The organism is Pseudomonas fluorescens, from assembly GCF_902497745.1.
Classification (GTDB): domain Bacteria; phylum Pseudomonadota; class Gammaproteobacteria; order Pseudomonadales; family Pseudomonadaceae; genus Aquipseudomonas; species Aquipseudomonas fluorescens_BM.
Genome location: NZ_CABVHJ010000020.1, coordinates 24,782 through 50,829 on the forward strand (window position 1 = coordinate 24,782; position 26,048 = coordinate 50,829).

General features: G+C 59.9%; 25 protein-coding genes. 11 read left to right on the forward strand and 14 right to left on the reverse strand.

Features of this window, described 5'->3' with window-relative positions; all coding sequences use genetic code 11:
- Positions 1-217 precede the first annotated feature (217 nt).
- Both F8N44_RS25000 and map read left to right on the forward strand, forming a co-directional pair.
- Entirely contained in the window at positions 218-445 is a 228-nt protein-coding gene (locus tag F8N44_RS25000; protein WP_007918027.1) for a ParD-like family protein, read from the forward strand.
- Entirely contained in the window at positions 442-1,233 is a 792-nt protein-coding gene (gene map / locus F8N44_RS25005) for a type I methionyl aminopeptidase (protein ID WP_150652171.1), read from the forward strand. The genes F8N44_RS25000 and map overlap by 4 nt, the downstream gene beginning before the upstream one ends.
- A gap of 202 nt (positions 1,234-1,435) precedes the next feature.
- Here map and F8N44_RS25010 read toward each other — a convergent pair whose 3' ends face one another.
- From F8N44_RS25010 to ribBA, 5 genes are all read right to left on the reverse strand, one after another.
- Entirely contained in the window at positions 1,436-2,590 is a 1,155-nt protein-coding gene (locus tag F8N44_RS25010; protein WP_134173701.1) for an ABC transporter ATP-binding protein, read from the reverse strand.
- 16 nt (positions 2,591-2,606) lie between these two features.
- Entirely contained in the window at positions 2,607-3,416 is an 810-nt protein-coding gene (locus F8N44_RS25015; RefSeq protein WP_007918021.1) for an ABC transporter permease, read from the reverse strand.
- Positions 3,417-3,422: 6 nt separating this feature from the next.
- Positions 3,423-4,370 carry an ABC transporter permease gene (locus tag F8N44_RS25020; RefSeq protein ID WP_191630949.1) on the reverse strand — a complete coding sequence of 316 codons (948 nt, stop codon included), beginning with the start codon at positions 4,368-4,370 and terminating at the stop codon, positions 3,423-3,425.
- Positions 4,367-5,392, reverse strand: a complete 1,026-nt coding sequence (locus tag F8N44_RS25025) for an ABC transporter substrate-binding protein (protein ID WP_007918009.1) — start codon at positions 5,390-5,392, stop codon at positions 4,367-4,369. Before F8N44_RS25025 ends, F8N44_RS25020 begins: the two co-directional genes overlap by 4 nt.
- A gap of 431 nt (positions 5,393-5,823) precedes the next feature.
- Positions 5,824-6,933, reverse strand: a complete 1,110-nt coding sequence (ribBA, locus tag F8N44_RS25030) for a bifunctional 3,4-dihydroxy-2-butanone-4-phosphate synthase/GTP cyclohydrolase II (RefSeq protein WP_123449002.1) — start codon at positions 6,931-6,933, stop codon at positions 5,824-5,826.
- A 68-nt stretch (positions 6,934-7,001) separates the two neighbouring features.
- On the opposite strand from ribBA, the gene F8N44_RS25035 reads away from it, so the two are divergent.
- Complete coding sequence (locus tag F8N44_RS25035) at positions 7,002-7,298, forward strand: DUF1330 domain-containing protein (protein WP_150652173.1); 297 nt, start codon at positions 7,002-7,004, stop codon at positions 7,296-7,298.
- 125 nt (positions 7,299-7,423) lie between these two features.
- Here F8N44_RS25035 and F8N44_RS25040 read toward each other — a convergent pair whose 3' ends face one another.
- From F8N44_RS25040 to F8N44_RS25070, 7 genes are all read right to left on the reverse strand, one after another.
- Positions 7,424-7,987 (reverse strand): NUDIX hydrolase, encoded by a 564-nt coding sequence (locus F8N44_RS25040; protein WP_095111462.1) that lies wholly within the window; start codon positions 7,985-7,987, stop codon positions 7,424-7,426.
- A gap of 1 nt (position 7,988) precedes the next feature.
- On the reverse strand, positions 7,989-8,741 hold the full coding sequence (locus F8N44_RS25045; RefSeq protein WP_122607262.1) for a GntR family transcriptional regulator: 753 nt from the start codon (positions 8,739-8,741) through the stop codon (positions 7,989-7,991).
- Between the two features lie 42 nt (positions 8,742-8,783).
- A complete protein-coding gene (locus F8N44_RS25050; protein WP_008088075.1) occupies positions 8,784-9,188 on the reverse strand; it encodes a carboxymuconolactone decarboxylase family protein in 405 nt (134 codons plus the stop codon).
- A 136-nt stretch (positions 9,189-9,324) separates the two neighbouring features.
- Complete coding sequence (locus F8N44_RS25055) at positions 9,325-9,810, reverse strand: flavin reductase family protein (protein WP_150652174.1); 486 nt, start codon at positions 9,808-9,810, stop codon at positions 9,325-9,327.
- Between the two features lie 12 nt (positions 9,811-9,822).
- Positions 9,823-11,304 carry an aldehyde dehydrogenase gene (locus tag F8N44_RS25060; RefSeq protein WP_150652175.1) on the reverse strand — a complete coding sequence of 494 codons (1,482 nt, stop codon included), beginning with the start codon at positions 11,302-11,304 and terminating at the stop codon, positions 9,823-9,825.
- Positions 11,301-12,134 carry an alpha/beta fold hydrolase gene (locus tag F8N44_RS25065; protein WP_095122917.1) on the reverse strand — a complete coding sequence of 278 codons (834 nt, stop codon included), beginning with the start codon at positions 12,132-12,134 and terminating at the stop codon, positions 11,301-11,303. The genes F8N44_RS25060 and F8N44_RS25065 overlap by 4 nt, the downstream gene beginning before the upstream one ends.
- Positions 12,135-12,165: 31 nt before the next feature.
- A complete protein-coding gene (locus F8N44_RS25070) occupies positions 12,166-12,756 on the reverse strand; it encodes an amino acid synthesis family protein (RefSeq protein ID WP_007917992.1) in 591 nt (196 codons plus the stop codon).
- A gap of 450 nt (positions 12,757-13,206) precedes the next feature.
- Between F8N44_RS25070 and F8N44_RS25080 the strand changes: the two genes are divergently transcribed.
- Both F8N44_RS25080 and F8N44_RS25085 read left to right on the forward strand, forming a co-directional pair.
- Positions 13,207-14,250: a WD40/YVTN/BNR-like repeat-containing protein gene (locus tag F8N44_RS25080; RefSeq protein WP_150652176.1), complete on the forward strand. Its 1,044-nt coding sequence runs from the start codon at positions 13,207-13,209 to the stop codon at positions 14,248-14,250.
- Entirely contained in the window at positions 14,247-16,631 is a 2,385-nt protein-coding gene (locus tag F8N44_RS25085) for an efflux RND transporter permease subunit (RefSeq protein ID WP_150652177.1), read from the forward strand. Before F8N44_RS25080 ends, F8N44_RS25085 begins: the two co-directional genes overlap by 4 nt.
- Positions 16,632-17,023: 392 nt before the next feature.
- Here the strand turns inward: F8N44_RS25085 and F8N44_RS25090 are convergent, their stop codons facing one another.
- Entirely contained in the window at positions 17,024-17,743 is a 720-nt protein-coding gene (locus F8N44_RS25090) for a FadR/GntR family transcriptional regulator (protein ID WP_134173689.1), read from the reverse strand.
- 186 nt (positions 17,744-17,929) lie between these two features.
- On the reverse strand, positions 17,930-19,666 hold the full coding sequence (locus tag F8N44_RS25095; protein WP_007917984.1) for an IlvD/Edd family dehydratase: 1,737 nt from the start codon (positions 19,664-19,666) through the stop codon (positions 17,930-17,932).
- Between the two features lie 193 nt (positions 19,667-19,859).
- On the opposite strand from F8N44_RS25095, the gene F8N44_RS25100 reads away from it, so the two are divergent.
- The 6 genes from F8N44_RS25100 to F8N44_RS25125 all read left to right on the forward strand — a co-directional run bounded on the left by F8N44_RS25100 (position 19,860) and on the right by F8N44_RS25125 (position 25,908).
- On the forward strand, positions 19,860-21,182 hold the full coding sequence (locus F8N44_RS25100) for an MFS transporter (protein WP_150652178.1): 1,323 nt from the start codon (positions 19,860-19,862) through the stop codon (positions 21,180-21,182).
- A gap of 154 nt (positions 21,183-21,336) precedes the next feature.
- Complete coding sequence (gene araD1, locus F8N44_RS25105) at positions 21,337-22,329, forward strand: AraD1 family protein (RefSeq protein ID WP_150652179.1); 993 nt, start codon at positions 21,337-21,339, stop codon at positions 22,327-22,329.
- 9 nt (positions 22,330-22,338) lie between these two features.
- On the forward strand, positions 22,339-23,919 hold the full coding sequence (locus tag F8N44_RS25110) for an aldehyde dehydrogenase (NADP(+)) (protein ID WP_150652180.1): 1,581 nt from the start codon (positions 22,339-22,341) through the stop codon (positions 23,917-23,919).
- 178 nt (positions 23,920-24,097) lie between these two features.
- Positions 24,098-24,400 (forward strand): DUF5629 family protein, encoded by a 303-nt coding sequence (locus F8N44_RS25115; protein ID WP_095050106.1) that lies wholly within the window; start codon positions 24,098-24,100, stop codon positions 24,398-24,400.
- Positions 24,397-25,572, forward strand: coding sequence for a lactonase family protein (locus F8N44_RS25120; protein ID WP_150652181.1), 1,176 nt, complete (start codon positions 24,397-24,399; stop codon positions 25,570-25,572). Before F8N44_RS25115 ends, F8N44_RS25120 begins: the two co-directional genes overlap by 4 nt.
- Positions 25,573-25,728: 156 nt before the next feature.
- Positions 25,729-25,908, forward strand: coding sequence for a hypothetical protein (locus tag F8N44_RS25125; RefSeq protein ID WP_007917967.1), 180 nt, complete (start codon positions 25,729-25,731; stop codon positions 25,906-25,908).
- The last annotated feature ends 140 nt before the right edge of the window (positions 25,909-26,048 follow it).

Below are 26,048 nucleotides of genomic sequence, written 5' to 3' on the forward strand. Positions count from 1 at the left end.
GGCAGCTTTTTTTTGCCCGCGATTTGGCAATGCCGCGAACTGATCGTTCCCATGCTCCGCGTGGTAATGCCTCTAGGGACGCTCCGCGTCCAGTGACGCGGAGCGTCACGGGCTGCATTCCTACGCGGAGCGTGGGAACGATCAGCCTGTGTGTTTGCAATTTTGGTGGGGGCTTGGCTAATATACGTTCCATATACACATCGTATCGGATTCATATATGGGCATCGTAAAGATTTCAGAAGACATGCACGAGAACCTGCGTATCTCCAGCAACGCCCTCAGCCGCTCGATCAACGCGCAGGCCGAGCACTGGATGCGCATCGGCATGCTCGCCGAACTGCACCCCAACCTCGACCACAGCGCCATTTGCCGCTTGCTGATCCGCGCCGAACAGAACGGCGGGCTGGATCTGCAACAACTGACTCAGGAAGCCGTCAGCGCATGAGAAACCAGATCAAGATCAACACCCCGGCCGACATCGCCCAATCGCGCGCTGCCGGCAAGCTCGCCGCTGAAGTGCTGGCGATGCTGGTGCCGCACGTCAAGGCGGGCGTCACCACTGATCAGCTCGATCAGCTGTGCAACGACTACATCGTCAACGTGCAGAAAGCAGTGCCGGCCAACGTTGGCTATCACGGCTTTCCGAAAACCGTCTGCGCTTCGGTCAATGACGTGGTTTGCCACGGCATTCCGTCTGGCACACCGCTGAAGGATGGCGATATCGTCAATCTCGACATCGCGGTGATCAAGGATGGCTGGTTTGGTGATACCAGCCGAATGTACGTGGTCGGCGAGGCGACGCCTGAAGCGCAGCACCTGATCAAGACCACCTATGACGCGATGTGCGCGGGTATTCGTGTGGTGAAACCGGGCGCCACGCTGGGCGACATCGGCCATGCGATCCAGACGCTTGCGGAGAACGAAGGTTTCAGCGTCGTGCGCGAGTACTGCGGGCACGGGATTGGCAAGGTCTACCACGATGAGCCGCAGATTCTGCATTACGGCTTTCCCAATCAAGGCATGAAGCTCAAGGCCGGGATGATTTTTACCGTGGAGCCGATGCTCAATGCCGGTAAGCGTCATGTGAAGAACATGCCGGACGGCTGGACCGTGCTGACCAAGGATGGCTCGTTGTCGGCGCAGTGGGAGCATATGGTGGCGGTGACGGAGACGGGCTTCGAAATCCTCACGGCGTGGCCGGACGAAATCGAAGGCTACCGCGCTATTGTCTGATACCGCGTCGACTGTTTCCCTCACCCTAGCCCTCTCCCAGAGGGAGAGGGGACTGACCGGGTTGTTTTGGCGTTATACATCGACTTGAAAGTCCTGAGTCGAACTCAGGTCCTGAAAAGCCCCCGATCTGCTCCCTTTCCCCCTCGCCCCCCTTGGGGGAGAGGGCTGGGGTGAGGGGGTAAATCCCGCAGGAAACACGATTTCAGTGGGAGCCGGCAGCTTTGTTCAGGTCGCTTTCGGTCCATTCGGTGTAGACGCAGGCATCAGCGGTGGCCCAGCGCACTTGCACCGGGTCGCCAGCCTTGAGCGGCATGCCAGCGGCGGACAAGGCTTTCACCGTCATCGAAGTCCCGCCCGAAGTAACTACGCTGCACGTCTGGCTCTCACCCAGAAACAGCACTTCCACAACCTTCGCTGAAACCTCATTCCAGCCCGACGGCAACGGTTCGCTGATCGCCTGCGCCACGCTCAACGCCAGTGCCTTTTCCGGCCGCACCATCAGCAAAACATCCTGATCGGTGTGCAACCCAGCGGTCAGTCGAATCGATAATGACTGTCCTTCAAACGAAGCCGCCGCATTACCCTGAGCCTTGAGTTTGAGGAAGTTCGAGTTGCCCAGAAACGACGCCACAAACGCATTCGGCGGATTCTGATAAAGGTCATAACCGCTGCCCAATCCAACAATCTTGCCGTGACTGAAAATCGCAATGCGTTGCGACAAACGCATGGCTTCTTCCTGGTCGTGGGTCACGTAAACAATAGTGATGCCCAAGCGACGATGCAATTGGCGCAATTCATCCTGCAAATCTTCCCGCAGCTTTTTATCCAGCGCACCGAGCGGTTCGTCCATCAGCAGGATGCGCGGTTCGTAAACCAGCGCCCGGGCAATGGCGACACGCTGTTGCTGGCCGCCAGACAATTGCGAAGGGCGGCGATGCGCGAACTGCTCAAGCTGCACCAGTTTCAACATCGCATCGACACGCTTGTCGCGTTCCGCCGCCGCCAGTTTGCGAATCGCCAAGGGGAAGGCGATGTTGTCGCGCACCGACAAATGCGGGAACAGCGAATAACGCTGGAACACCATGCCGATGTCACGCTTGTGCGGCGGCACATTCACCAACGACTGACCGTTGACGAGGATCTCTCCACTGCTCGGTGTTTCAAACCCGGCAAGCATCGACAGCGTGGTGCTTTTGCCCGAGCCGCTGGAGCCGAGGAAGGTGAGGAATTCGCCGTCCTTGATGTCCAGCGAGATGTTGTCGACGGCGGCAAAGTCACCGTAGTGCTTGTTCAGATTGCGCAGGCTGACGAGAGGTTTGTCGTTCTGCTGGGAGGCGTCTTTGATCACGGCACTCATGTCGTACTCCTGGCGCTCAAGCGCTGATTTCGTTGCGCCGGCGCAGCGCGGCGGCGATGACCATGACCAAAACAGACAAGCCGATCAGCAGCGTCGAAGCGACGGCGATCACTGGCGTCAGGTCCTGGCGCAAGGTGGTCCACATTTTCACGGGAAGGGTTTGCAGGGTCGGGCTGGCCATCATCACGCTGAGCACCACTTCGTCCCACGAAACGAGGAAGGCGAAGAGGGCGCCGGCGACCATGCCCGGACGAATCGCCGGGAAGGTCACCTTGAACACCGCTTGCAACCGTGAGGCGCCGCAGATCACCGCCGCGTCTTCAATCGACTGATCGAACAGCTTCAGCGAGTTGATGATCGAGATGATGGTGAACGGCAGCGCGACGATCACATGACTGACGACGAAGGCGAACATCGTCCCGGTATAACCGAGCTTGAGAAACAGCGCGTACACCGCCACGGCGATGATCACCAGCGGCACGATCATCGGCAGGGTGAACAGACCGTAGAGCATTTCCCGACCGGGAAAACGTCCGCGCACCAGCGCAAACGCAGTCGGCAAACCGAGGGCCACGGCGCAGATCGTGGTCAGTACAGCGACCTTGAGGCTGGCCGCAGCAGCGTTCATCCAGTCAGGGTTGGAGAAGAACTGGCCGTACCATTTCAGCGTCCAGCCCGGTGGTGGAAACACCAGCCACTGTGAAGAGCCGAACGACAGCAGCACGATAAACACGATCGGCAACAGCAGGAACAGACCAATCAGCCCGGTGGTGGCATACAAGCCGAAGCGCATGCGCCGGCTCATCGCATTGGGGGTCAGGAGCATGTCGGCTTACCTCGCGTTACTGGCGCCAACCGGGGATTCCGGCTGGAGCTTCAGGTAGAAGTAGAACAGCACCAAAGTGATCGCGATCAGCAACGCGGCGCCGGCACTGGCCAGGCCCCAGTTGAGGAACGATTGCACCTGCTGAATGATGAACTCCGGCAGCATCATGTTCTGCGCACCGCCGAGCAGTGCCGGGGTGACGTAGTAACCGAGCGACATGACGAATACCATCAAACCGCCGGAGGCCAGACCCGGCCGGCACAGTGGCAGGAACACTCGCCAGAAGTTGGTCCACGGACTCGCGCCGCAGATCGAGCCGGCCTGCAGGATCATCGGGTCGATGGCCTGCATGGTTGCCTGCAACGGCAGCACGATGAACGGGATCATGATGTAGCTCATGCCGATCACCACACCGGTCAGGTTGTGGACCATTTCCAGCGGCTGATCGATGATGCCCATCGCCATCAGAGCCTTGTTGATCACACCGGACGCTTGCAGCAGCACCAGCCACGAATAGGTGCGGGCGAGCAGGCTGGTCCACATCGACAGCAGTACGATGTTGAGAATCCAGCGACCCCAGCCACGCGGCACCAGGGTGATCGCCCAGGCCAGTGGAAAGCCCAGCAGCAGGCTGAACAGTGTTACCAGCCCGGCCACCGAAAAGGTGTTGAGCAGCACCCGGGCGTACGCCGAGTTGGCGAACAGTTGTTCGTAGTTGCCAAGGCCTGGCGTCGGTTCGAGCACGCCGCGCAACAGCAGGCCAATCAACGGCGCGAGAAAGAACAGGCCGATGAACAGCAGCGCCGGGGCGAGGTTGCCGGCGCCACGCCAACGTTGTCTGAGGGACGGGGTTTGCTGCATCGCAACCGCCTGTGTTCCGTGGGCCGAACCGGCAGCGCTGGCGGCGCTCCCGGTGGCAGTGGAGGGACGGGACGCGGTGGCCGCCATTTTCATTTGACCAGCCATTCGTTCCACCGTGTCGCGATGGCCTGGCCGTTTTTGGCCCAGTACGCGAAATCAAGAGTGATCTGATCCTTAGCGTAGGCAGTCGGCAGGTTGGGGGCCAGCGTCGAATCCAGACGCTCCACACTGTCGAGGTTGACCGGGGCGTAGGCGGTCAGGTTGGAGAAGTCGGCCTGGCCCTTGGCGCTGCTGGCGGCGGCCAGGAACTTCATCGCCGCGTCCTTGTTTTTCGAGCCTTTCGGGATGACCAGAATGTCGGCCATGACCAGGTTCTGTTTCCAGCTCACGCCGACCGGCGCGCCGTCTTCTTGCAGGGCGTGAATGCGACCGTTCCAGAACTGGCCCATGCTCGCTTCGCCGGACGCCAGCAGTTGCTGCGACTGCGCGCCGCCGCCCCACCAGACGATGTCCTTCTTGATGGTGTCGAGTTTCTTGAAGGCGCGATCCAGATCCAGCGGGTAGAGCTTGTCAGCCGCTACGCCGTCGGCCAGCAGCGCCAGTTCGAGCACGCCGGGGCTTGGCCATTTATAGAGCGCGCGTTTGCCGGGGTAGGTTTTGGTGTCGAACAGGGCGCTCCAGTCCTGCGGCTTGTTGGCGCCGAGTTTGCCCTCGTTGTAGCCGAGGACAAAGGAGAAGAAGAACGAGCCGACGCCGTGATCGCTGACGAAACGCGGGTCGATCTTGTCGCGCTGAATCACTTTGAAATCGAGGGGTTCGAGCAGGCCTTCAGCGGCGGCGCGCAGGGCGAAATCGGCTTCGACATCGACCACGTCCCACTGCACGTTGCCGCTCTCGACCATGGCTTTGAGTTTGCCGTAGTCGGTCGGGCCATCCTGCACGACGGTGATGCCGCTGGCCTTGCTGAACGGATCGGCCCAGGCCTGTTTCTGCGCATCCTGGGTGCTTCCGCCCCAGCTGACGAAGTTCACGCTTTCGGCAGCCATTGCAGCCTGGCCGGTGACGCTGAGCAGTCCCGCAAAAAAGATCGCGGTTGCAGCTTTGTTCAACACCATTTTCACGCCCTCATTGTTGTGTTTTTGAGCGGGCTTGCGTTGTTGCCCGCCTATCGGGAGCAGTAGCCGGACGTTCGTTGGAGTGTCCGGTCTATGGAATATCATATTATGGTATTCCAAACTTTGTGCAAGCACTTTGCCTTACCGGTTATCTGGCGGCTGATGGTTTTTCACTTGAGAGATGTGGAGAAATTTTAGATCCAGCCCCTCATCGGAACGCCGCCCGCCCAGCCCTCTCCCAGTGGGAGAGGGGGAAAGGGAGCAGATCTTCATGCTATTCAAACCTGAGCTCGACTCGGTATTGGAAAGGGAGCAGATCTTCATGCTGTTCAAGGCCTGAGTTCGACTCGGAATCTCAGGTCGGCGTATAGCGACTAAACAACTCGGTCGGCTCCCTCTCCCTCCGGGAGAGGGCTGGGGTGAGGGCAGCTTTACTCGGTGAACGGAATGCTCTCGACCACTTCCAGGTCATAGCCGGTCAGGCCAGCGTATTTCAGAGGAGGGCCCAGGTGCCGCAGCTTGCCCACCCCCAGATTCTGCAGAATCTGCGCCCCAGTCCCCACCTCCGAATAAATCCGCGATTGCGAACGGCTGAACTGCCGCGGCGGCTGGGTCAGTTGCGGCACGCGCTCGAGCAACGCCTGCGACGATTCATGATTAGCCAACACCACCACAACCCCATGCCCCTCAGCCGCCACCCGTTGCAACGCCGCCCACAGCGTCCAATTGGTCGGCCCGCTGTACTCGGCGCCGACCAGGTCACGCAGCGGATCGATCACATGCACACGCACCAGCGTCGGCTCTTCACGGCGCAAATCACCCATGACCATCGCCATGTGCACACCGCCCTCGATACGATCCTCAAAGGTGATCAAACGGAAGGTGCCATGCACCGTCGGCAATTCACGTTCGCCAATCCGTTCGATGGTGTGTTCGGTGCTCAGGCGATAGTGGATCAGGTCGGCGATGGTGCCGATCTTGATCCCGTGCTTGCGCGCAAACACCTCCAGATCCGGTCGACGGGCCATGGTGCCGTCGTCGTTCATCACCTCGACGATCACCGAGGCCGGGGTGAAGCCGGCGAGGCGGGCCAGATCGCAGCCCGCTTCGGTATGACCGGCGCGGGTCAGCACGCCACCTTCCTTGGCGCGCAGCGGGAAGATATGGCCCGGCTGCACCAGGTCTTCAGCGCGAGCATTCGGGGCGACGGCGGCGGCCACCGTGCAGGCGCGATCCGCCGCGGAAATACCGGTAGTCACGCCAACCGCCGCTTCGATCGACACGGTAAACGCGGTACTGAACACGCTGCCATTGGCCGGGACCATTTGCTCCAGGCCCAAACGCTGGCAATGTTCGTCAGTCAACGTCAGGCAGATCAACCCGCGCGCTTCACGGGCCATGAAGCTGATCGCTTCAGGTGTGCAACAGTCGGCGGCCAGCAGCAGGTCGCCTTCGTTTTCGCGATCTTCGTCATCGACCAGCAAGACCATTTTGCCGAGACGATAATCTTCGATGATTTCTTCGATGCTGTTGAAGGCCATGCTGGACTCTCAGGGTTCGTTGGAAATATATTGGTATACCATAATACAAAATCAACAAAGAGGTCACTATGAAGGCGTACTGGATTGCTCATGTGGATATAGCCGATGCCGATCACTACAGCCAATACACCCAGCGCGCGCCGGCGGCCTTCGCTGCGTTCGGCGCGAAGTTTCTGGCGAGGGGCGGGCGCAGCGAGGCGATGGAAGGGCGTGAAACCCCGCAGCGCAGCGTGGTGATCGAGTTTGAGAGCTATGAGAAGGCTGTGGCGTGCTACCACTCGGCGGCGTATCAGGAAGCGAAAAGTTATCGCGAAGAATGGGCGAAGGCAGACATCATCATCGTCGAAGGTATGCCGTCAGTTTAAGCCACACCACTTCACCCCTGTGGAAGCGAGCCTGCTCGCGAATGCGGTCGAACATTCAACATGTGTACCGACTGACACGACGCCTTCGCGAGCAGGCTCGCTCCCACAGGGGGGATAGGTGGTGATCAGCGGATAAAGTGGATCTTGCCGCTATCATCATTGCCCATGTAGATCCCATACACCCCAGCCTGACGCTCTTCGATATAGCGCTCAAGAATCTGCCGGATCGCCGGGTAATAGATCTGCTCCCACGGAATGTCTTCAGGCGCGAAGAATTTGTAATCCATGGTCTCAGGCCCGTACTGCCCGGTAATCTCCAGCGCGATCGCGCGAAAGATGATGTACACCTCGCTGATCTTCGGCACGCTGAAAATCGAATACGGCGAGACGATTTCCGCGCGCACGCCGCTTTCTTCCCAGACTTCGCGGATGGCCGCTTGCTCAGTGGTCTCGCCGCTTTCCATGAAACCGGCCGGCAGCGTCCAGGTGCCCGGGCGCGGTGGGATCGCGCGTTGGCACAACAGGTATTTGCCGTCCTGCTCGATGATGCAGCCGGCGATGATCTTCGGATTGACGTAGTGGATGTAGCCGCAGCCGCGACACATCAGGCGCTCGTGCGTATCGCCCGCCGGTATCTGCTGACCGAGGTCAGGGCCACCGCATTTCGGGCAATAGCTCGGGCTGAACATATCAGTGACCTATACGGGGTTCTTTCAAGGCGATCGGCAGGGTGATTGGTGGGGTAGCCCCAGTCTCTTCCTGTTTGCGCTTGAGATAGTCGAGCGCCACGGCAGCAGCGGCGCGAACGTGATCAACACAGGCCTGATGCGCCGCCAGCGGATCGCCGCTTTTGATCGCTTCGACCATTTTTTCCATTTCGTGGTTACTCGCGCCACGACGGTTTTCCTGGGAAACCGAGGTCGCGCGCAGGTAGCTGATGCGCGCCTGCAACTGACGCAACTGAGTCGCCGCGACATGGTTGCCCGAGCCTTCGAGCAGCACATCGTAGAAGCCTTGCACCGAGTCGATCACCTGCTGCAGCTCGCCGTCCTTGAGCGCCTTGCGGTTCTCGTCGAGGGCTTTTTCCAGGGCTTTGATGTCCTTGGCCTTGGCGCGCAGGGTGAACAGCTGCACGATCAAACCTTCCAGCACGCAACGCAACTCGTAGATATCGACGGCATCGGCGAGGGTGATGATCGCTACGCGCGGGCCTTTGGCATCGGCAAACTCGACCAGACCTTCGGATTCCAGGTGACGCAAGGCTTCACGTACAGAAGTACGGCTGACGCCCAGACGATCGCACAAATCGCGCTCGACCAGACGATCACCGGGCATGAGCTGGAAATTCATGATCGCGCTACGCAGTTTATCCAGCACGATTTCGCGCAGGGTAACGGGGTTGCGATTGACCTTGAAGCTGTCGTCGAGTGGCTGGCGTTTCATGGGGTCCGCTCTTTAAGTTGGCTGTCCATGCCAGACGGGCATCTAAACAGCCGAGGGGTTGACTGGGGCCTCGGCGTCGGCTTCGGCAAAGGCTTCACGGGCCAGCCGGAAACTGTCCACGGCTGCCGGAACGCCGCAATAAATGCCGACCTGAAGCAGAATTTCGCGTATTTGCTCACGACTCAGGCCGTTACGCAAGGCGCCACGCACATGCAGCTTGAGTTCGTGCGGACGGTTGAGCGCCGAGATCATCGCCAGGTTGATCATGCTGCGCTCCTTGAGCGACAAACCTTCGCGTCCCCAGACATGGCCCCAGCAGTATTCGGTGACCATTTCCTGCAGCGGGCGGGTGAAGTCGTCGGCGTTCTCTATCGAACGCTGCACATACGCTTCGCCCAATACCTGAGTGCGGATTTTCAGGCCTTTTTCGTACTTTTCGTTACTCATCATTCCTCCAATCCACAGGTGTTCCCTGTGGGAGCGAGCCTGCTCGCGAAGGCGTCGTGTCAGTCGATGCAAATGTTGAATGATCGACCGCTTTCGCGAGCAGGCTCGCTCCCACATTGGCAAGCGTGTCAGGCTGTCAGGCCAGGTTCGGCAACGGGCCGAGCTTGCCTTTGTGGTAGATCATCGGTGTCACCGGTTGCGCCGGCAGGATCAGGTTCTTCACCGCGCCGACAATGATCGCGTGATCGCCACCGTCATATTCCCGCCACAACTCGCACTCGATGATCGCCGTGGCTTTGGCCAGAATCGGGTTACCCAGTTCGCTTAAATGCCACTCGATGTCCTTGGCCTTGTCCTTGCCCTTACCGGCAAACGCATAGGCCTCAGCCGTCTGGTCAGCGGACAGCAAATGGATCGCGAATTTCTTGCTATCACGCAACACCGGGTAGGTGTCGGAAGCATAGTTGGGACAGAACAGCACCAGCGCCGGGTCAATCGACAGCGCACTGAAGGCGCTGGCGGTGATGCCGACGATCCCGCCTTCGGGGTCAACGGTGGTGACCACCGTGACGCCGGACGGGAACGAGCTCATGACGTCTTTGTAAATGCCGGGTTCGATCATTTCGCAGGACTCCTAGCGCATCACAAACGGATCAGGCATCGGTGCCTGGGAGAGGTTGATCCACACCGTTTTCAGTTCGGTGTAGGCCAGCACCGAATCGATGCCGCTTTCGCGTCCATAGCCACTGTTCTTGAAACCGCCGATCGGCGCCATGGCCGACACCGCGCGGTAGGTGTTGACCCAGATGATCCCGGAGCGAACATCGCGAGCGAGGCGGTGAGCACGGCCGAGATCACGCGTCCAGATGCCCGCCGCGAGGCCAAACTGCGAGTCGTTGGCGATCGCTAGCGCTTCGGCTTCATCTTTAAAGCGAATCACCGAAGCCACCGGGCCGAAGACTTCTTCCTGCATGATCTTCATCGAATTGCGGTCGCATTCGAACAGCGTCGGCTCATAGAACCAGCCTTCGCCGAGATCGGTCGGGCGCTTGCCGCCGGTACGCAAACGCGCGCCCTCGGCGATGGCATCCGCGACCAGGCCTTCAACCACCGCCAGTTGCTGCGCGGTCGCCATCGGGCCCATCTCACTGTGGTCTTCCTGCGGGTTGCCGATGCGAATGCGCTGGGCGCGTTCGACCAGACGATTAACGAATTCGTCGTAGATCTCGTCCTGTACCAACAACCGTGAACCCGACACGCAACTCTGACCGGAGGCGGCGTAGATCCCGGCAATCGCGCCGTTGATCGCGCTGTCCAGATCGGCGTCGGCGAAGATGATATTCGGCGACTTGCCACCCAGTTCCAGCGACAACTTGGCGAAGTTCTCGGCGCTGCTGCGCACCACATGCCGTGCCGTCGCCGCGCCGCCAGTGAAGGCGATCTTGCGGATCAGCGGATGGCGGGTGAGGGCGGCGCCGGTGCTTGGGCCGTAACCGGTGACGACGTTGACCACGCCCGGCGGAATCCCGGCTTCGAGGGCCAGACGCGCCAGCTCAAGAATCGTTGCCGAGGCGTGCTCGGACGGCTTGATCACAATCGTGTTGCCAGCGGCGAGGGCCGGGGCGAGTTTGATTGCGGTCAGATAGAGCGGGCTGTTCCACGGAATGATCGCCGCGACCACGCCCATGGCTTCGTGAACCGTGTAGGCGAACAGATCCGGCTTATCCAGCGGCAGCGTGCCGCCTTCGAGCTTGTCGGCAAGGCCGGCGGTGTAGTGGAAGAACTCCGGCAGATAACTGACCTGGCCACGGGTTTCGCGGATCAGCTTGCCGTTGTCGCGGCTTTCCAGTTGCGCCAGTTGTTCTTTATTTTCGGCGATCAAGTCACCGAGACGGCGCAGCAGTTTGCCGCGCGCGGTGGCGGTCAGACCTCGCCATGCCGGGCTGTCGAAAGCGCTCTGTGCGGACTGCACGGCACGTTCGACGTCGGCCTCATCAGCGTCGGGTAGTTGCGCCCAGGCTTGAGCGGTGGCCGGATTGAGGCTTTCGAAGGTTTTGCCGGAGAGGGCGTCGACCCATTCTCCGCCGATGCACATCTGGAAGCGTGCGAGTGTCATGCAACGATCCCCTTTATATGGTTTTGTCGGGAGTGTGCGAATTGCAGAAATTCCAGCAGCGTCTGGTTGACCAGACGCGGCGACTCTACGGGCATCATATGCCGTTGCTCGGGCAGCACGGCAACCTTCGCACCGGGGATACGTCGGGCCAGTTGCTCGGCCATTTCCGGGGTCGAACCCGGATCGAGTTCACCGGTGGCGATCAGCGTCGGCGCCTGAATGCTGCCCAGGTCGTCGGCGCGGTACATGTCTTGGGTGGCGAACAATTCATAAGTGGTCAGGTAACCCTGCGGATCATTATTGGCGAGGGTCTGGCGCAATGCGGCGATCTGCGCCGGGTTGGCTGCCTGATATTCGCGACTGAACCAGCGTGACAACGCCGCTTCGGCATTGGCGTCCGGGCCGTGTTCGGCCGCTTGCGCGGTGCGAGCGATGACGCCGGCACGCTGTTCTTCGCTGCGGTTGAACACACTGTTCAGCACCACCAGGCTTTGCAGGCGCTCCGGGTAATGCAGGGCAAAAGCCCGCGCGACCAGACCGCCCATGGAGAAACCGATCACCGCTGCCTGCGGCAGATTCAGGTGATCGAGCAACTCCAGCAACTGATCGGCGTAACCGAGCAGGGCGGTGCCGCTGGCCGGTCGCGGGCTGGCGCCATGGCCGAGCATGTCGTAGGCGATCACCCGGTATTGGCTGGACAGGCCGACGATCTGCCCGCCCCACATTTCTTTGTTCAGGCCCACGCCGTGGATCAAAACCACGGGCTGGCCTTGGCCGGTCGCCAGGTAACTGGTGCCAGCCGGGGTGAGTTCAGCGGTGAGCCGAATCATGGAGCGCTCCTGCAATGCCTTTTTATTGTGATTACTGGGCTTTTTCGGCGGCCAGTTCTTCCAGATCGATGTAGCGGTTACCGATGCGCGGGTGCAGGCGACCACCGTCGGCGCAACCCAGCACGACGACGATTTCGTCGGCGCGCGGTGCGTCTTCGATCTGCATTTCCAGGGTGATGTAGTGCGAACGCTGACCTTCGTCGTCCTTGTGCATCATCGGGATCTGAATCGAAGTGCCCGGGCCGCCGCGCTTGTTGGTGAAGCTCAGGTAGCTCTTGGCGTTGACGGCTTCGCGGTAGTGGTTGCCGAAGCGCAGGGTGTGGATCACGGCGGAGGCGTGTTCGATCTCGCCATCGGCACCGACCACAGCGGCTTTGCCGTAGGCCTCGATCTTCTCGGCACCGCCGATGATGCCGACCAGACGCTCGACCATCAGTGCACCGAGGTCAGAGCAATTGGCGCGGATCTGCGGCTTGAGGTCTTCAACGAAACCGTTGCCCACCCAAGGGTTTTTCATCACCACGGCGAGGCCAACCATGGTCACCGGCTTGTCAGTGGCTTTGCCGCCTTCGATGAAGGTTTCTTCGACATAGCTGACGATCTTGCGAATTTCGAAACTCATGAGCTGCTCCGTTGGGGGATTGAGAGTGTCTGTGCGTCTGATGGTATACCATAATACCGATCGTGCAAGTCCCCTCGATGACTTTTGCCGCATCACCCCGGCGAATGGTCAGGTATTCAACTCCCAAAGCCCCCACCGACCCCTGTGGGAGCGAGCTTGCTCGCGAAGAGGCCCTTCCAGTCGACATGTTCATTGCCTGACCCACCGCTTTCGCGAGCAAGCTCGCTCCCACAAGGGAATTCATCTGTTACAGAGAGCGGCTTTCGGTTAACAAAAGATAACGTGGCGCCGATTGTCAGACGTTTCGAAAGCCCGATAGGATGAGCCAGCTTCCGAAGTGGCTCTGGATTGCGGGTTTCAGGACTATGCTCCTGAGCAGCCATCAGCGGAGCACACTTGCGGCGCCCTTGAAGGCCAGATGGCCTAACAATAATAAATAGGGGAAGGTCTATGAGTCGTTGCCGCCCGCCGGCGTTACGCAACACCGCGTTGCTGGCCACAGCACTCTCGCTGCTGGGCTTTGCCACGTTATCGGCACCGGTGATTGCCGCCGAGGCCCCGGCCGATGTGGTCTATGCCACCGAATCCGCCAAAGCCGCGAAAAGCCTGATTCTCGACGTCGTCCACGCCGGTGCGCGACTGGTCGCGGTCGGCGATCGCGGGCACATCCTTTATTCCGATGACCAGGGCAAAACCTGGAAACAGGCCAAGGTGCCGAGCCGACAACTGCTGACCGCTGTGTATTTTGTCGACGACAAGCACGGCTGGGCGGTCGGTCACGACGCACAAATCCTCGCCAGCGCAGACGGCGGTCTGACCTGGACCAAACAATTCGAAGACCTCAAACGTGAATCGCCGCTGCTCGACGTCTGGTTCAAGGACGCCAACAGCGGCCTTGCCGTGGGCGCTTACGGCGCGCTGCTGGAAACCACTGACGGCGGTAAAAACTGGGAAGACGTCAGCGACCGCCTCGACAACGAAGACCAGTTCCACCTCAACGCCATCGCGGCGGTGAAGGACGCCGGGCTGTTCATCGTCGGCGAGTCGGGCAGCATGTTCCGCTCCGCCGACGACGGCCAGACCTGGGAAAAACTCGAAGGCCCGTACGAAGGTTCGCTGTTCGGCGTGATCGGCACGGCACAACCGCAAACCCTGCTGGCTTACGGCTTGCGCGGCAATCTCTACCGCTCAACGGATTTCGGCAGCACCTGGCAACAGGTCGAATTGAAAGCCGCGCGCGGTGCGCTGGAGTTCGGCTTGTCTGGCGCGACCCTGCTCGAAGACGGTTCTATCGTCATCGTCGGCAACGGCGGTTCGGTGATCAGCAGCAGCGACAACGGCGAGACCTTCAGCGTGTTCAACCGTCCGGACCGCATCTCGCTGTCATCGGTCACCGCTGCTGGCGACGGCAACCTGATTCTGAGCGGGCAGGGTGGCGTTCACACCACGCAGCCAAACGGTGCCGAGATCAATAACAAGAAGGCGGGGCTATGACTTCCTTGATCACTCCTCAGCAGGAAAAGGCGACGGTACTTGAGCGTCTGATCTTCAACAACCGCCCGGCAGTGATCCTGATCTGTCTGGTGGTGAGCGTTTTCCTGTTCTGGCAGGCCACGCTGATCCGGCCGTCGACCAGTTTCGAAAAAATGATCCCGCTCAAGCATCCGTTCATCGAGAAGATGATGGAGCACCGCAACGATCTGGCGAACCTCGGCAACACCGTGCGCATTTCGGTCGAAGCCACCGACGGCGACATCTTCTCCAAGGAATACATGGAGACCCTGCGCCAGATCAACGACGAGGTGTTCTACATCTCCGGCGTCGACCGCTCCGGCCTCAAGTCGCTGTGGAGTCCGAGCGTACGCTGGACCGAAGTGACCGAAGAGGGTTTCGCCGGTGGTGAAGTGATCCCGCAGAGCTACAACGGCTCGCAGGACAGCCTCGATCTGCTGCGCAACAACGTGCTCAAGTCCGGTCAGGTCGGGCGTCTGGTGGCCAACGACTTCAAGTCGAGCATCGTCGACATCCCGCTGCTGGAGTCCTACCCGGATCCGGAAGACCAAGGCAAGCTGCTCGCGCTGGACTACCGCAAGTTCTCCCATGAACTCGAAGACAAGATCCGCAACAAGTTCGAAGCACAGAACCCCAACGTCAAAATCCACATCGTCGGTTTCGCCAAGAAGGTCGGCGACCTGATCGACGGTCTGGTGATGGTGGTGCTGTTCTTCGGCATCGCGTTCGTCATCACCCTGATCCTGCTGCTGTGGTTCACCAACTGCGTGCGCAGCACCATTGCGGTGTTGAGTACGACGCTGGTGGCGGTGGTCTGGCAGCTCGGATTGATGCACTTCTTCGGTTTCGGGCTCGATCCGTATTCGATGCTGGTGCCGTTCCTGATCTTCGCCATCGGTATTTCCCACGGCGTGCAGAAGATCAACGGTATCGCCCTGCAATCCAGCGAGGCCGACAACGCCCTGACCGCAGCGCGGCGCACCTTCCGGCAGCTGTTTCTGCCGGGGATGATCGCGATTCTGGCGGATGCGGTGGGTTTCATCACACTGCTGATCATCGACATCGGTGTGATCCGCGAATTGGCGATCGGCGCCTCCATCGGCGTGGCGGTGATCGTGTTCACCAACCTGATCCTGCTGCCGGTGGCGATTTCCTATGTCGGCATCAGTAAACGGGCGATCGCCAAGAGCAAGAAGGACGCCAACCGCGAACACCCGTTCTGGCGCCTGCTGTCGAACTTCGCCAATCCGAAAGTCGCACGCATCTCGGTGCTGCTGGCGCTGATCGCTTTCGGCGGCGGCCTCTGGTACAGCCAGAACCTGAAAATCGGCGACCTCGATCAAGGTGCGCCGGAGCTGCGTCCGGACTCGCGCTACAACAAGGACAACAACTTCATCATCAGCAATTACTCCACCAGCTCTGACGTATTGGTGGTGATGGTCAAGACCAAGGCTGAAGGCTGCTCACGCTACGAAGCCATGGCGCCGATCGATCAGTTGATGTGGAAGATGCAGAACACCGAGGGCGTGCAGTCGGCGATCTCACTGGTGACCGTGTCCAAGCAAATGATCAAGGGCATGAACGAGGGCAACCTGAAATGGGAAACCCTGTCACGCAACCCGGACGTGCTGAACAACTCGATTGCCCGCGCCGATGGCTTGTACAACAACAGCTGCTCGCTGGCGCCGGTGCTGGTGTTCCTCAACGATCACAAGGCCGAAACCCTGGATCGTGCGGTGCACGCGGTGCAGGAATTCGCCAAGGACAACAACAAGGACGGCCTGGAATTCATCCTCGCGGCCGGTAACGCCGGGATCGAAGCGGCCACCAACGAAGTCATCAAACAGGCTGAGCTGACCATTCTGATTCTGGTGTACATCTGCGTGGCGGTGATGTGCATGATCACCTTCCGCTCGTGGGCGGCGACCCTGTGCATCGTGCTGCCGCTGGTGCTGACCTCGGTACTCGGCAACGCGCTGATGGCGTTCATGGGCATCGGCGTGAAGGTTGCGACCTTGCCGGTGGTGGCGTTGGGTGTGGGGATTGGTGTCGACTACGGCATCTATATCTACAGCCGTCTGGAAAGTTTCCTGCGTGCCGGGTTGCCGTTGCAGGAGGCCTATTACCAGACGCTGAAATCCACCGGTAAGGCCGTGTTGTTTACTGGTCTGTGCCTGGCGATTGGTGTGTGCACGTGGATCTTCTCGGCGATCAAGTTCCAGGCTGACATGGGCCTGATGCTGACCTTTATGCTGCTGTGGAACATGTTTGGTGCGCTGTGGCTGCTGCCGGCACTGGCGAAGTTCCTGATCAAGCCGGAGAAACTGGCGGGGCAGAAGGGCAATTCGCTGTTTGCGCATTGATCTGAAAGGCTGAAACGACAAAGCCGCAACCTTAGGGTTGCGGCTTTTTTTGTGGCTGAAGATCAAGAGCCCCTCACCCTAACCCTCTCCCAGAGGGAGAGGGGACTGACCGAGGTGTGCGGCTTGATACATCGACCTGAAATACCGTGTCGATTATGGATTCACAGCAAATCGTTCGACTTGAGATGTCAGTCGATTATGGATTCACAGCAAATCGTTCGACTTGAGATGTCAGTCGATTATGGATTCACAGCAAATCGTTCGACTGGAGATGTCGAGTCGGTTATGGATTCACAGCAGATCGTTCAGGTCGGCGTAGATCTTGAATATCCCCCAATCGGTCCCCTCTACCTCTGGGAGAGGGCTAGGGTGAGGGCAAGCAGTCTCAAGATTCAGGAAAGCTCAGTGCCGAGCACGACGCTGAGTGCACTACGCGCATCATCCAGCTGCACCAACGTCGCATGCCGAGCCCCCAGGGCATCGCGATTTTCAATGGCAGTCAAAATCGCCTTATGCCGAGGCAACGCCAATTCATGCAAATTCGGCCGCTGATTCGAATGCTTCAACGCCTCGGCAATCGCCACCGACAACATGTTGCACAGGTTCGCCAGCAAATCATTGTGCGTCGCATCGGCAATCCGGCTATGAAAATCCAGATCCGGTTGCAACAACGCTTCCGGTGTCGGCGCTGCTTCCATGCGCTGGTAAGCCTCACCGATACCGGCGATTTCGGCATCGGTGGCATGTTGAGCGGCGAGGGCGGCGGCGGCCGGTTCGATGATGCTGCGCACACTGGTCAGCACATTGAAAAATTCATTCTGCGGGCTGCTTTGCATCAGCCAGTGCAGCACGTCCGGGTCGAGCATGTGCCATTCGCGGCGGGCCTTGACCACTGTTCCCACACGCGGCTTGGAATACACCAGACCTTTGGCCACCAACACCCGCGTGGCTTCGCGCAACACCGGACGGCTGACCGCGTACTCCTCGCAGAGCAGGGCTTCGGCGGGCAGTTTGTCGTCGGGCTTGAAGCGTCCGGAGACGATCTGCATGCCCAGTTCCTGGACGATGCGCGAGTGCATGCTTTTGCGGTCGGAGGGTTTGCGGTAATCCATGGGGAACGGCGCGATCCTGAGCGATGGAGATGCCGCGCATCATAGCAGGCACCAGACAATCTTGAGGCAGACACAAAACCAAATGTGGGAGCGAGCCTGCTCGCGAAGGCGGTATATCAGTCAAATAGATGTCGACTGACACTCCCTCTTCGCGAGCAGGCTCGCTCCCACAGGGGAATTGCGCTGTTAGTGAGAGTGGCGGGGGACTTCAGCGCCTCGGCAGCCGACGAGGAAGTCAAAGTCACAACCCTGATCCGCCTGCAGTACATGGTCGATGTACAGCTGACGATAGCCGCCCACCAGCAACTGCTGCGGTGGCTGCAGATCCGCCATGCGCGCCGCCAGTTCGGCGTCCGGAATATCCAGGTGCAAACGCCCGGTGGCGCAATCCAGCTCGATCCAGTCGCCTTCCTTCACCGTCGCCAAAGGCCCGCCGGCCGCCGCTTCCGGTGCTACGTGCAAAACTACGGTGCCGTACGCCGTGCCACTCATCCGCGCATCAGAAATGCGCACCATGTCCGTCACACCCTGCGCGAGCAGTTTGGCCGGCAAGCCCATGTTGCCGACTTCAGCCATGCCCGGATAACCCTTCGGCCCGCAGTTTTTCATCACCAGAATCGAATCCTTATCGACATCCAGCTCCGGATCATTGATCCGCGCCTTGTACATGTCGAAGTTCTCGAACACCACCGCGCGGCCGCGATGCTGCATCAATTCCGGCGTAGCGGCGGAGGGCTTGAGCACCGCACCGAGTGGCGCCAGGTTGCCGCGCAATACGCAGATGCCGCCGTCGGCGCGGATAGGATTGTCGAGCGTGCGGATCACCTCGTCTTCGCCATAGATCGGCGCATCCTTGGTGTTCTCGCCGATGGATTTGCCGTTGACGGTCAGTGCATTCGGATTAGGGATCAGATTGGCCTCACCGAGACGGCGCAGCACCGCTGGCAAACCACCGGCGTAATAGAACTCTTCCATCAGAAAACGCCCTGATGGTTGCAGGTCAACGATGGTCGGCATGCCGCGCCCGATACGGGTCCAGTCATCCAGATCCAGTTCGACACCGATGCGCCCGGCGATGGCTTTCAAGTGAATCACCGCGTTGGTCGAGCCACCGATGGCAGCGTTCACGCGGATAGCGTTTTCAAAGGCTTCTTTGGTCAGAATCTTCGACAGTTTCAGATCTTCGCGAACCATCTCCACCGCACGCATGCCGGACATGTGCGCCAACACATAACGCCGCGCGTCCACCGCTGGAATTGCTGCGTTGTGCGGCAGCGAAGTGCCGAGTGCTTCAGCCATGCAGGCCATGGTCGACGCGGTGCCCATGGTGTTGCAGGTGCCCGCCGAGCGCGACATACCGCCCTCGGCTGCAAGGAAATCGTCAATCGTGATGGTGCCAGCCTTGACCTGTTCGCTGAGCTGCCAGACCACAGTGCCGGAGCCGATGTCCTTGCCCTTGTGCTTGCCGTTCAACATCGGCCCGCCGGTGACAACGATGGCCGGCACGTCGCAACTGGCCGCGCCCATCAGCAGCGCCGGGGTGGTTTTGTCGCAGCCGGTCAGCAGCACTACGCCGTCGATCGGGTTGCCGCGAATCGCTTCTTCGACGTCCATGCTCGCCAGGTTGCGGGTGAGCATGGCGGTCGGGCGCAGGTTCGATTCGCCGTTGGAGAACACCGGGAATTCCACCGGGAAGCCACCGGCCTCGATCACCCCGCGTTTAACGTGCTCCGCGATCTGGCGGAAGTGCGCGTTGCACGGGGTCAGTTCCGACCAGGTGTTGCAGATGCCGATGATCGGCTTGCCGTGGAACTGGTGGTCGGCGATGCCCTGATTCTTCATCCAGCTGCGGTACATGAAGCCGTTCTTGTCGGCCGTGCCAAACCATTGGGCGGAGCGCAGGGTGGGTTTCTTATCAGACATGATCGAATCTCTTATTGTATGACTATAGTGTTCCAGCTACGGCTTAATCTAAGCGCAAAATCCTCGGTTTGGAAGTGTTGTTGGTGAATTAGTATTACTATATAGTCGTTTTCGACGGAGGGATGGCCCTGACGGTTTGCCGTGAGAGGCGTCCCCCGAGGTTCTATAAAAACAACAATCGGAGACCGATCTCATGAGCCAGGAACTGCGGCTGATACGGCGCATTACGCTGAAACTGATTCCCTTCCTGATCCTGCTGTACCTGATCGCCTATGTGGATCGCTCCGCCGTCGGCTTCGCCAAGCTGCACATGGGCGCCGACATTGGCATTGGCGATGCGGCTTACGGCCTCGGTGCCGGGCTGTTCTTCATTGGCTACTTCCTCCTCGAAATCCCCAGCAACCTGATGCTCGAACGCTTCGGCGCACGGCGCTGGTTCGCACGGATCATGATCACCTGGGGCGCGATCACCATCGGCATGGCCTTCGTCCAGGGCCCGCACAGTTTCTACGTGATGCGCTTTCTGCTCGGTGCGGCCGAAGCGGGGTTCTTCCCCGGCGTTCTCTACTACATCACCCAGTGGTTCCCGGTGCGCCATCGCGGCAAGATCCTCGGGCTGTTCATCCTTTCGCAACCGATCGCGATGATGATCACTGGCCCGGTGTCCGGTGGTTTGCTTGGCATGGACGGCGTTCTTGGCCTGCATGGCTGGCAGTGGTTGTTCATCGTCATCGGCACTCCGGCGATCCTGCTGACCTGGCCGGTGCTGCGCTGGTTGCCGGACGGCCCGCAGCAAGTGAAGTGGATGGATCAAGCTGAAAAGGACTGGCTGACCGGTGAGCTGAAAAAGGATTTGCAGGAATACGGCCAGACTCGCCACGGTAATCCGCTGCATGCGCTGAAAGACAAGCGCGTGTTGTTGCTGGCGCTGTTCTACCTGCCGGTGACGTTGAGCATTTATGGTCTCGGTCTATGGTTACCGACGCTGATCAAACAGTTCGGCGGCAGCGATCTGGTCACCGGGTTCGTGTCGTCGGTGCCGTACATCTTCGGGATCATCGGCTTGCTGATCGTGCCGCGCAGTTCTGACCGCTTGAATGATCGTTACGGGCATCTCGCTGTTCTGTATGTGCTGGGCGCGATTGGCCTGTTCATGAGCGCGTGGCTGTCGTTGCCGGTGGCGCAACTGGCGGCGCTGTGTCTGGTGGCGTTTGCGCTGTTTTCCTGCACGGCGGTGTTCTGGACCTTACCGGGGCGGTTCTTTGCTGGCGCGAGTGCGGCGGCGGGGATTGCCTTGATCAATTCGGTGGGGAATCTGGGCGGGTACATCGGGCCGTTTGTGATTGGGGCGTTGAAGGAGTACACCGGCAACTTGGCTTCGGGGTTGTACTTCCTCTCGGGGGTGATGGTGTTCGGCTTGATTTTGACGGGCGTGGTTTACCGCGTGCTGGAACGTAAACACGTTCTGCCGGTTGACCAATTCGCAGCAAGCGCACGCGGCGCAACCCGCACCTGAATTCTGGAAGCAATGCAAATCCCTTGTGGGAGCGAGCTTGCTCGCGAAGAGGCCATCACATTCAACATTGTTGGTGACTGATACACCGCTTTCGCGAGCAAGCTCGCTCCCACAGGGGATCTGCGGTGTTTTTTAGAGGGAATAGGAGAAAATCATGCATCTGGTTCAATTCGAATTAAGCAACCGCGAACGCCGCGTCGGCGTGGTCGACAACGGTCTGGTGCGCGAAGTCCAGGACGCCCGCACCGTGCGCGATCTGGCGCTGGCCGCCATCGAAGCCGGCAACACCCTTGAGCAGCAAGTGCAAACCCTGGGCCTCGGCATCAGCCATGACTACGCCGAGTTGCTGTCGCAGTTGCGCATCCTGCCGCCACTCGACCACCCGGACCCGGCGCACATGCTGATCAGCGGCACCGGCCTGACGCATCTGGGCAGCGCCTCGGCGCGGGACAAAATGCACCAGCAGGCCGGTGACGAAGCGACGATGACCGACACCATGCGCATCTTCAAATGGGGCGTGGAGGGCGGTAAACCGGCGGCGGGGCAGGCTGGCGTACAACCTGAATGGTTTTACAAAGGCGACGGCAGCATCGTCGTCCGCCCGGGCCAACCGTTCCCGGTGCCACCGTTTGCCGAAGACGCCGGCGAAGAACCAGAGATGGCTGGCCTTTACATCATCGGCAACGACGGCAAGCCTTATCGCCTGGGCTTTGCGGTCGGCAACGAGTTCTCCGATCACATCATGGAACGCAAGAATTACCTGTACCTCGCCCACTCCAAATTGCGCAGTTGCAGCTACGGCCCGGAACTTCGCACCGGTGAACTGCCTCAACATCTGGCAGGCACCAGTCGCATTCTGCGTGACGGCGAAGTGCTCTGGCAGAACGAATTTCTCAGCGGTGAAGCGAACATGTGCCACAGCCTCGCCAACCTCGAATACCACCATTTCAAGTACAGCCAGTTCCTGCGTCCCGGCGACGTGCACATTCATTTCTTCGGCACCGCGACCCTGTCGTTCGCCGATGGCATCCGCACCCAGCCGGGCGACGTCTTCGAAATCAGCCAGGCCGAATTCGGCGCACCGCTGGTCAATGGCATCGTTCCGGTTCCAGCGGCTTTTGTACCGGACAGCATCGGCACCCTTTAAGGAGATCCCATGACTCAGATTCTCGGTCACAACTACATCGGCGGTCAGCGCAGCGCCGCTGGCAACGTCAAACTGCAATCGGTCGACGCCACGACGGGCGAACAGCTGCCGCACGATTTCATCCAGGCCACGGCTGAAGAAGTCGACGCCGCCGCCAAAGCCGCCGCTGCCGCGTATCCGGCATACCGCAGCCTCAGCGCCGAACGCCGCGCGCAGTTTCTCGACGCGATCGCCGATGAGCTGGATGCGCTCGGTGATGATTTTGTCGCCGTGGTCTGCCGCGAAACGGCGTTGCCGGCCGGACGCATTCAAGGCGAGCGCGGGCGTACCAGCGGGCAAATGCGTCTGTTCGCCAAAGTCCTGCGACGCGGTGATTTCTACGGTGCGCGGATTGATCTGCCACTGCCGGATCGCCAACCGCTGCCACGTCCGGATCTGCGCCAGTACCGCATCGGCCTCGGTCCGGTAGCGGTGTTTGGCGCGAGCAATTTTCCGCTGGCCTTTTCCACGGCTGGCGGCGACACCGCTTCGGCACTCGCCGCCGGTTGCCCGGTGGTGTTCAAAGCCCACAGCGGCCACATGGCGACAGCGGAACTGGTTGCCGATGCGCTGATTCGCGCCGCCGAAAAAACCGCCATGCCCGCCGGTGTGTTCAACATGATCTACGGTGGTGGCGTCGGCGAATGGCTGGTCAAGCATCCGGCGATCCAGGCAGTGGGTTTCACCGGTTCGCTCAAGGGCGGTCGTGCGCTGTGCGACATGGCCGCGGCACGCCCGCAACCGATTCCGGTGTTTGCCGAGATGTCGAGCATCAACCCGGTGATCATCCTGCCGCAGGCCCTTGCCGAGCGTTCGGAAACGGTCGCCCGCGACCTGACCGCTTCGGTGGTGCAGGGCTGCGGTCAGTTCTGTACCAATCCGGGCCTGGTCATCGGCATCCGCTCGCCAGAGTTCAGCGCGTTCGTGCAGCAGGTTGCGGGTTTGATCGGTGATCAACCGGCGCAAACCATGCTCAACGCCGGCACCCTCGGCAGCTACGGTAAAGGCTTGCAGAAACTGTTGGCACACTCCGGCATCGAGCATCTGGCCGGCAATCCACAGCAGGGCAATCAGGCGCAACCGCAATTGTTCAAGGCCGATGCAAGCTTGCTGATCGATGGCGATGAAGTGCTGCAGGAAGAAGTGTTCGGCCCGACCACGGTGATTGTCGAAGTGGCAGACAAAGCGCAACTCAGCGCTGCACTTCACGGCCTGCACGGGCAACTGACGGCGACCATCATTGGCGAGCAGGCGGACTTCGAACGCTTCCCTGAGCTGACGCCGTTGCTGGAACAGAAGGTCGGGCGGATCCTGCTCAACGGTTATCCGACCGGTGTCGAGGTGTGTGATTCGATGGTGCACGGCGGGCCGTATCCGGCGACATCCGACGCACGCGGCACCTCCGTCGGTACGCTGGCCATCGACCGCTTTCTGCGCCCGGTGTGCTTCCAGAACTACCCGGACAGCTTGCTGCCGGAGCCGCTGAGAAACGCTAACCCGCTGCGTATCCAGCGCCTGGTTGATGGCAGGCCTTCACGCGACGCGTTGTAACTGCTAGCCAATATCCCTGTGGGAGCGAGCTTGCTCGCGAAAGCGGTGTATCAGAAACATATTTGTCGACTGACACACTGCATTCGCGAGCAAGCTCGCTCCCACAGGGGTTGCGGCGGGGCCTCTGGATCACATTGAGCTATCATTGGCCTTTTCCCCCCTAGAAAGACTGTTTGCCATGACTGCCCAAACCCTTCTCGACGTCCTCGAACAATCCGATATGGTCGAAATCGACGGCTTGCACGCCTTCGAATTTTTCCTCGATGAAGACGACAATCTGCACATCGAATGCATCGACGGCCGAGCGGCCAAGCATTGGGAATTCACCCCGGTTCAGGTTGCCGCTGCAACTTTCGACGACTCTTTGCAGAGCTGGTTGATCGTCGGTTATTTCAATGAAACCAAAGCGATCGGCGAACACCGCTTGGTTTGTCATGGCGACGTAGTCAGCAGCAGCGATGACGAGGATGACAATCAATGAAAATGCGTAAATTCTGGCCGCTGCTGATGGCCGGCAGCGTCGGTGCCATGGGGCTTTCCAGCGCATCCGCCGAAAACTTCCAGCTGCTGGTCGGTTCCTACACCGCCAACACCAGCCAGGGTCTCTATCGAATGAACTTCGACAGTGCCACCGGCCAGATCGCCGCCAAACCGCTACAGGTGGTCAAGAGCGAAAACCCGTCATGGCTGACCCTGTCCAAAGACCAGCGTCGCCTGTTCGTGGTCAACGAAAACGGCCCGGGCCAGAAAGACCCGGTCGGCCGTGTCAGCAGCTATTCGATTGATCCGAAAACCCACACGCTGACCCTGATCAATCAAGTGCAAAGCCTGGGCAACGAGCCGACCCATTCGAGCCTCAGCGGTGATGCCAGCCACTTGTTCGTCAGCAACTATTCGGTGATGGAAGATCCGGGTGGAACGCTGGCGGTATTGCCGGTTGGTGCCGACGGCAAACTCAAACCCGTCGTGCAGATGAGCGCGCACCCGGCCAGCCGGATCAATCTTGAGCGCCAGGCCTCCAACCACGTGCACTCGACGGTTTCTTCGCCGGACGGCCGCTACGTGTTCTCCATCGATCTGGGCGCGGACAAAGTCTTCGTTTACCTGTTCGATCCGAAGGCCAATCCGGACTTGCCGCTGACGCCGGCGATGACCGCCGCAGTGCCCTTGCCGGCCGGCAGCGGCCCGCGTCATCTGCTGTTCAGCGCTGACGGCAAACACGCTTGGCTCACCATGGAAATGAGCGCGCAAGTCGCGGTGTTCGATTACCACGATGGCGTGCTGACCCAGACGCAACTGGTCGATCTGGCCGCTGGTCAGCCAACGTCGGACAAGGCCGGCGCCGCGCTGCATGCCTCGGCCGATGGCAAGTTCCTCTACGTCAGCAACCGTGGCACCGCCAATCAACTGGTGGTGTTCGCGATTGATCCGGCGAGCGGCCAGCTCAAAGAGCTGCAAAAGCGTTCGGTGGAAGGTGATCACCCGCGCGAGTTCAGCCTCGATCCGAGTGGCAAATTCCTGCTGATCGCCAACCAGAAGAGCAACGAAATTGTCGTCGTCGAGCGCGATGGCAAGACCGGTCTGCTCGGCAAAACCGTGCAAAAACTGCCGATGGACGCGCCGAGCGATCTCAAGTTTCTAGTGCGACAATAAGCCATAGGCCCCGGTTTACGGGGCCTGTCTCGTTGTATTAATCGCGCTGATATCCGGTAATGCTACAAAGCATTTCAAGCGATCAACCCTCGAGCGTTAAGTTTGCTTCACGGCCCAACCGGGCAAGCAAGCCAACCGAACACGAGGGTTACCGCCATGAACTTCAATCTCTTCTCCGTCATTGCCGCTTCCGCCATCTCCGCCACTGTTGTGCTGCCAGCCAGTGCCAACGTCGAAATCAACAGCAAAAAATCCCACACCCAGAGCTACACCCAGAAATACCTGCAACAGAGCGCCAACTTCTACGCCGCCCTGGATCACAAAGCCCAACACTGAAATGCCCATTGCGTACAACTCCCTGTAGGAGCTGCCGAAGGCTGCGATCTTTTGATCTTGTTTTTAAAAGCAAAATCAAAAGATCGCAGCCTTCGGCAGCTCCTACCCGTGTGTTTTTCGCAGCACGATAGGTTTCTTCA

Coding starts and splice junctions, on each gene's coding strand:
- F8N44_RS25055 (WP_150652174.1), bottom strand. CDS start 9,810: ATGATCGAACCCGGCATTTACAAAGACGTCATGAGCTCGTTCCCGTCC.
- F8N44_RS25085 (WP_150652177.1), top strand. CDS start 14,247: ATGACTTCCTTGATCACTCCTCAGCAGGAAAAGGCGACGGTACTTGAG.
- F8N44_RS25100 (WP_150652178.1), top strand. CDS start 19,860: ATGAGCCAGGAACTGCGGCTGATACGGCGCATTACGCTGAAACTGATT.
- F8N44_RS25010 (WP_134173701.1), bottom strand. CDS start 2,590: ATGAGTGCCGTGATCAAAGACGCCTCCCAGCAGAACGACAAACCTCTC.
- F8N44_RS25115 (WP_095050106.1), top strand. CDS start 24,098: ATGACTGCCCAAACCCTTCTCGACGTCCTCGAACAATCCGATATGGTC.
- F8N44_RS25095 (WP_007917984.1), bottom strand. CDS start 19,666: ATGTCTGATAAGAAACCCACCCTGCGCTCCGCCCAATGGTTTGGCACG.
- F8N44_RS25125 (WP_007917967.1), top strand. CDS start 25,729: ATGAACTTCAATCTCTTCTCCGTCATTGCCGCTTCCGCCATCTCCGCC.
- F8N44_RS25045 (WP_122607262.1), bottom strand. CDS start 8,741: ATGAAACGCCAGCCACTCGACGACAGCTTCAAGGTCAATCGCAACCCC.
- F8N44_RS25070 (WP_007917992.1), bottom strand. CDS start 12,756: ATGAGTTTCGAAATTCGCAAGATCGTCAGCTATGTCGAAGAAACCTTC.
- F8N44_RS25015 (WP_007918021.1), bottom strand. CDS start 3,416: ATGCTCCTGACCCCCAATGCGATGAGCCGGCGCATGCGCTTCGGCTTG.
- map (WP_150652171.1), top strand. CDS start 442: ATGAGAAACCAGATCAAGATCAACACCCCGGCCGACATCGCCCAATCG.
- F8N44_RS25120 (WP_150652181.1), top strand. CDS start 24,397: ATGAAAATGCGTAAATTCTGGCCGCTGCTGATGGCCGGCAGCGTCGGT.
- F8N44_RS25060 (WP_150652175.1), bottom strand. CDS start 11,304: ATGACACTCGCACGCTTCCAGATGTGCATCGGCGGAGAATGGGTCGAC.
- F8N44_RS25040 (WP_095111462.1), bottom strand. CDS start 7,987: ATGTTCAGCCCGAGCTATTGCCCGAAATGCGGTGGCCCTGACCTCGGT.
- F8N44_RS25090 (WP_134173689.1), bottom strand. CDS start 17,743: ATGGATTACCGCAAACCCTCCGACCGCAAAAGCATGCACTCGCGCATC.
- F8N44_RS25000 (WP_007918027.1), top strand. CDS start 218: ATGGGCATCGTAAAGATTTCAGAAGACATGCACGAGAACCTGCGTATC.
- F8N44_RS25065 (WP_095122917.1), bottom strand. CDS start 12,134: ATGATTCGGCTCACCGCTGAACTCACCCCGGCTGGCACCAGTTACCTG.
- F8N44_RS25020 (WP_191630949.1), bottom strand. CDS start 4,370: ATGAAAATGGCGGCCACCGCGTCCCGTCCCTCCACTGCCACCGGGAGC.
- araD1 (WP_150652179.1), top strand. CDS start 21,337: ATGCATCTGGTTCAATTCGAATTAAGCAACCGCGAACGCCGCGTCGGC.
- ribBA (WP_123449002.1), bottom strand. CDS start 6,933: ATGGCCTTCAACAGCATCGAAGAAATCATCGAAGATTATCGTCTCGGC.
- F8N44_RS25080 (WP_150652176.1), top strand. CDS start 13,207: ATGAGTCGTTGCCGCCCGCCGGCGTTACGCAACACCGCGTTGCTGGCC.
- F8N44_RS25025 (WP_007918009.1), bottom strand. CDS start 5,392: ATGGTGTTGAACAAAGCTGCAACCGCGATCTTTTTTGCGGGACTGCTC.
- F8N44_RS25035 (WP_150652173.1), top strand. CDS start 7,002: ATGAAGGCGTACTGGATTGCTCATGTGGATATAGCCGATGCCGATCAC.
- F8N44_RS25050 (WP_008088075.1), bottom strand. CDS start 9,188: ATGAGTAACGAAAAGTACGAAAAAGGCCTGAAAATCCGCACTCAGGTA.
- F8N44_RS25110 (WP_150652180.1), top strand. CDS start 22,339: ATGACTCAGATTCTCGGTCACAACTACATCGGCGGTCAGCGCAGCGCC.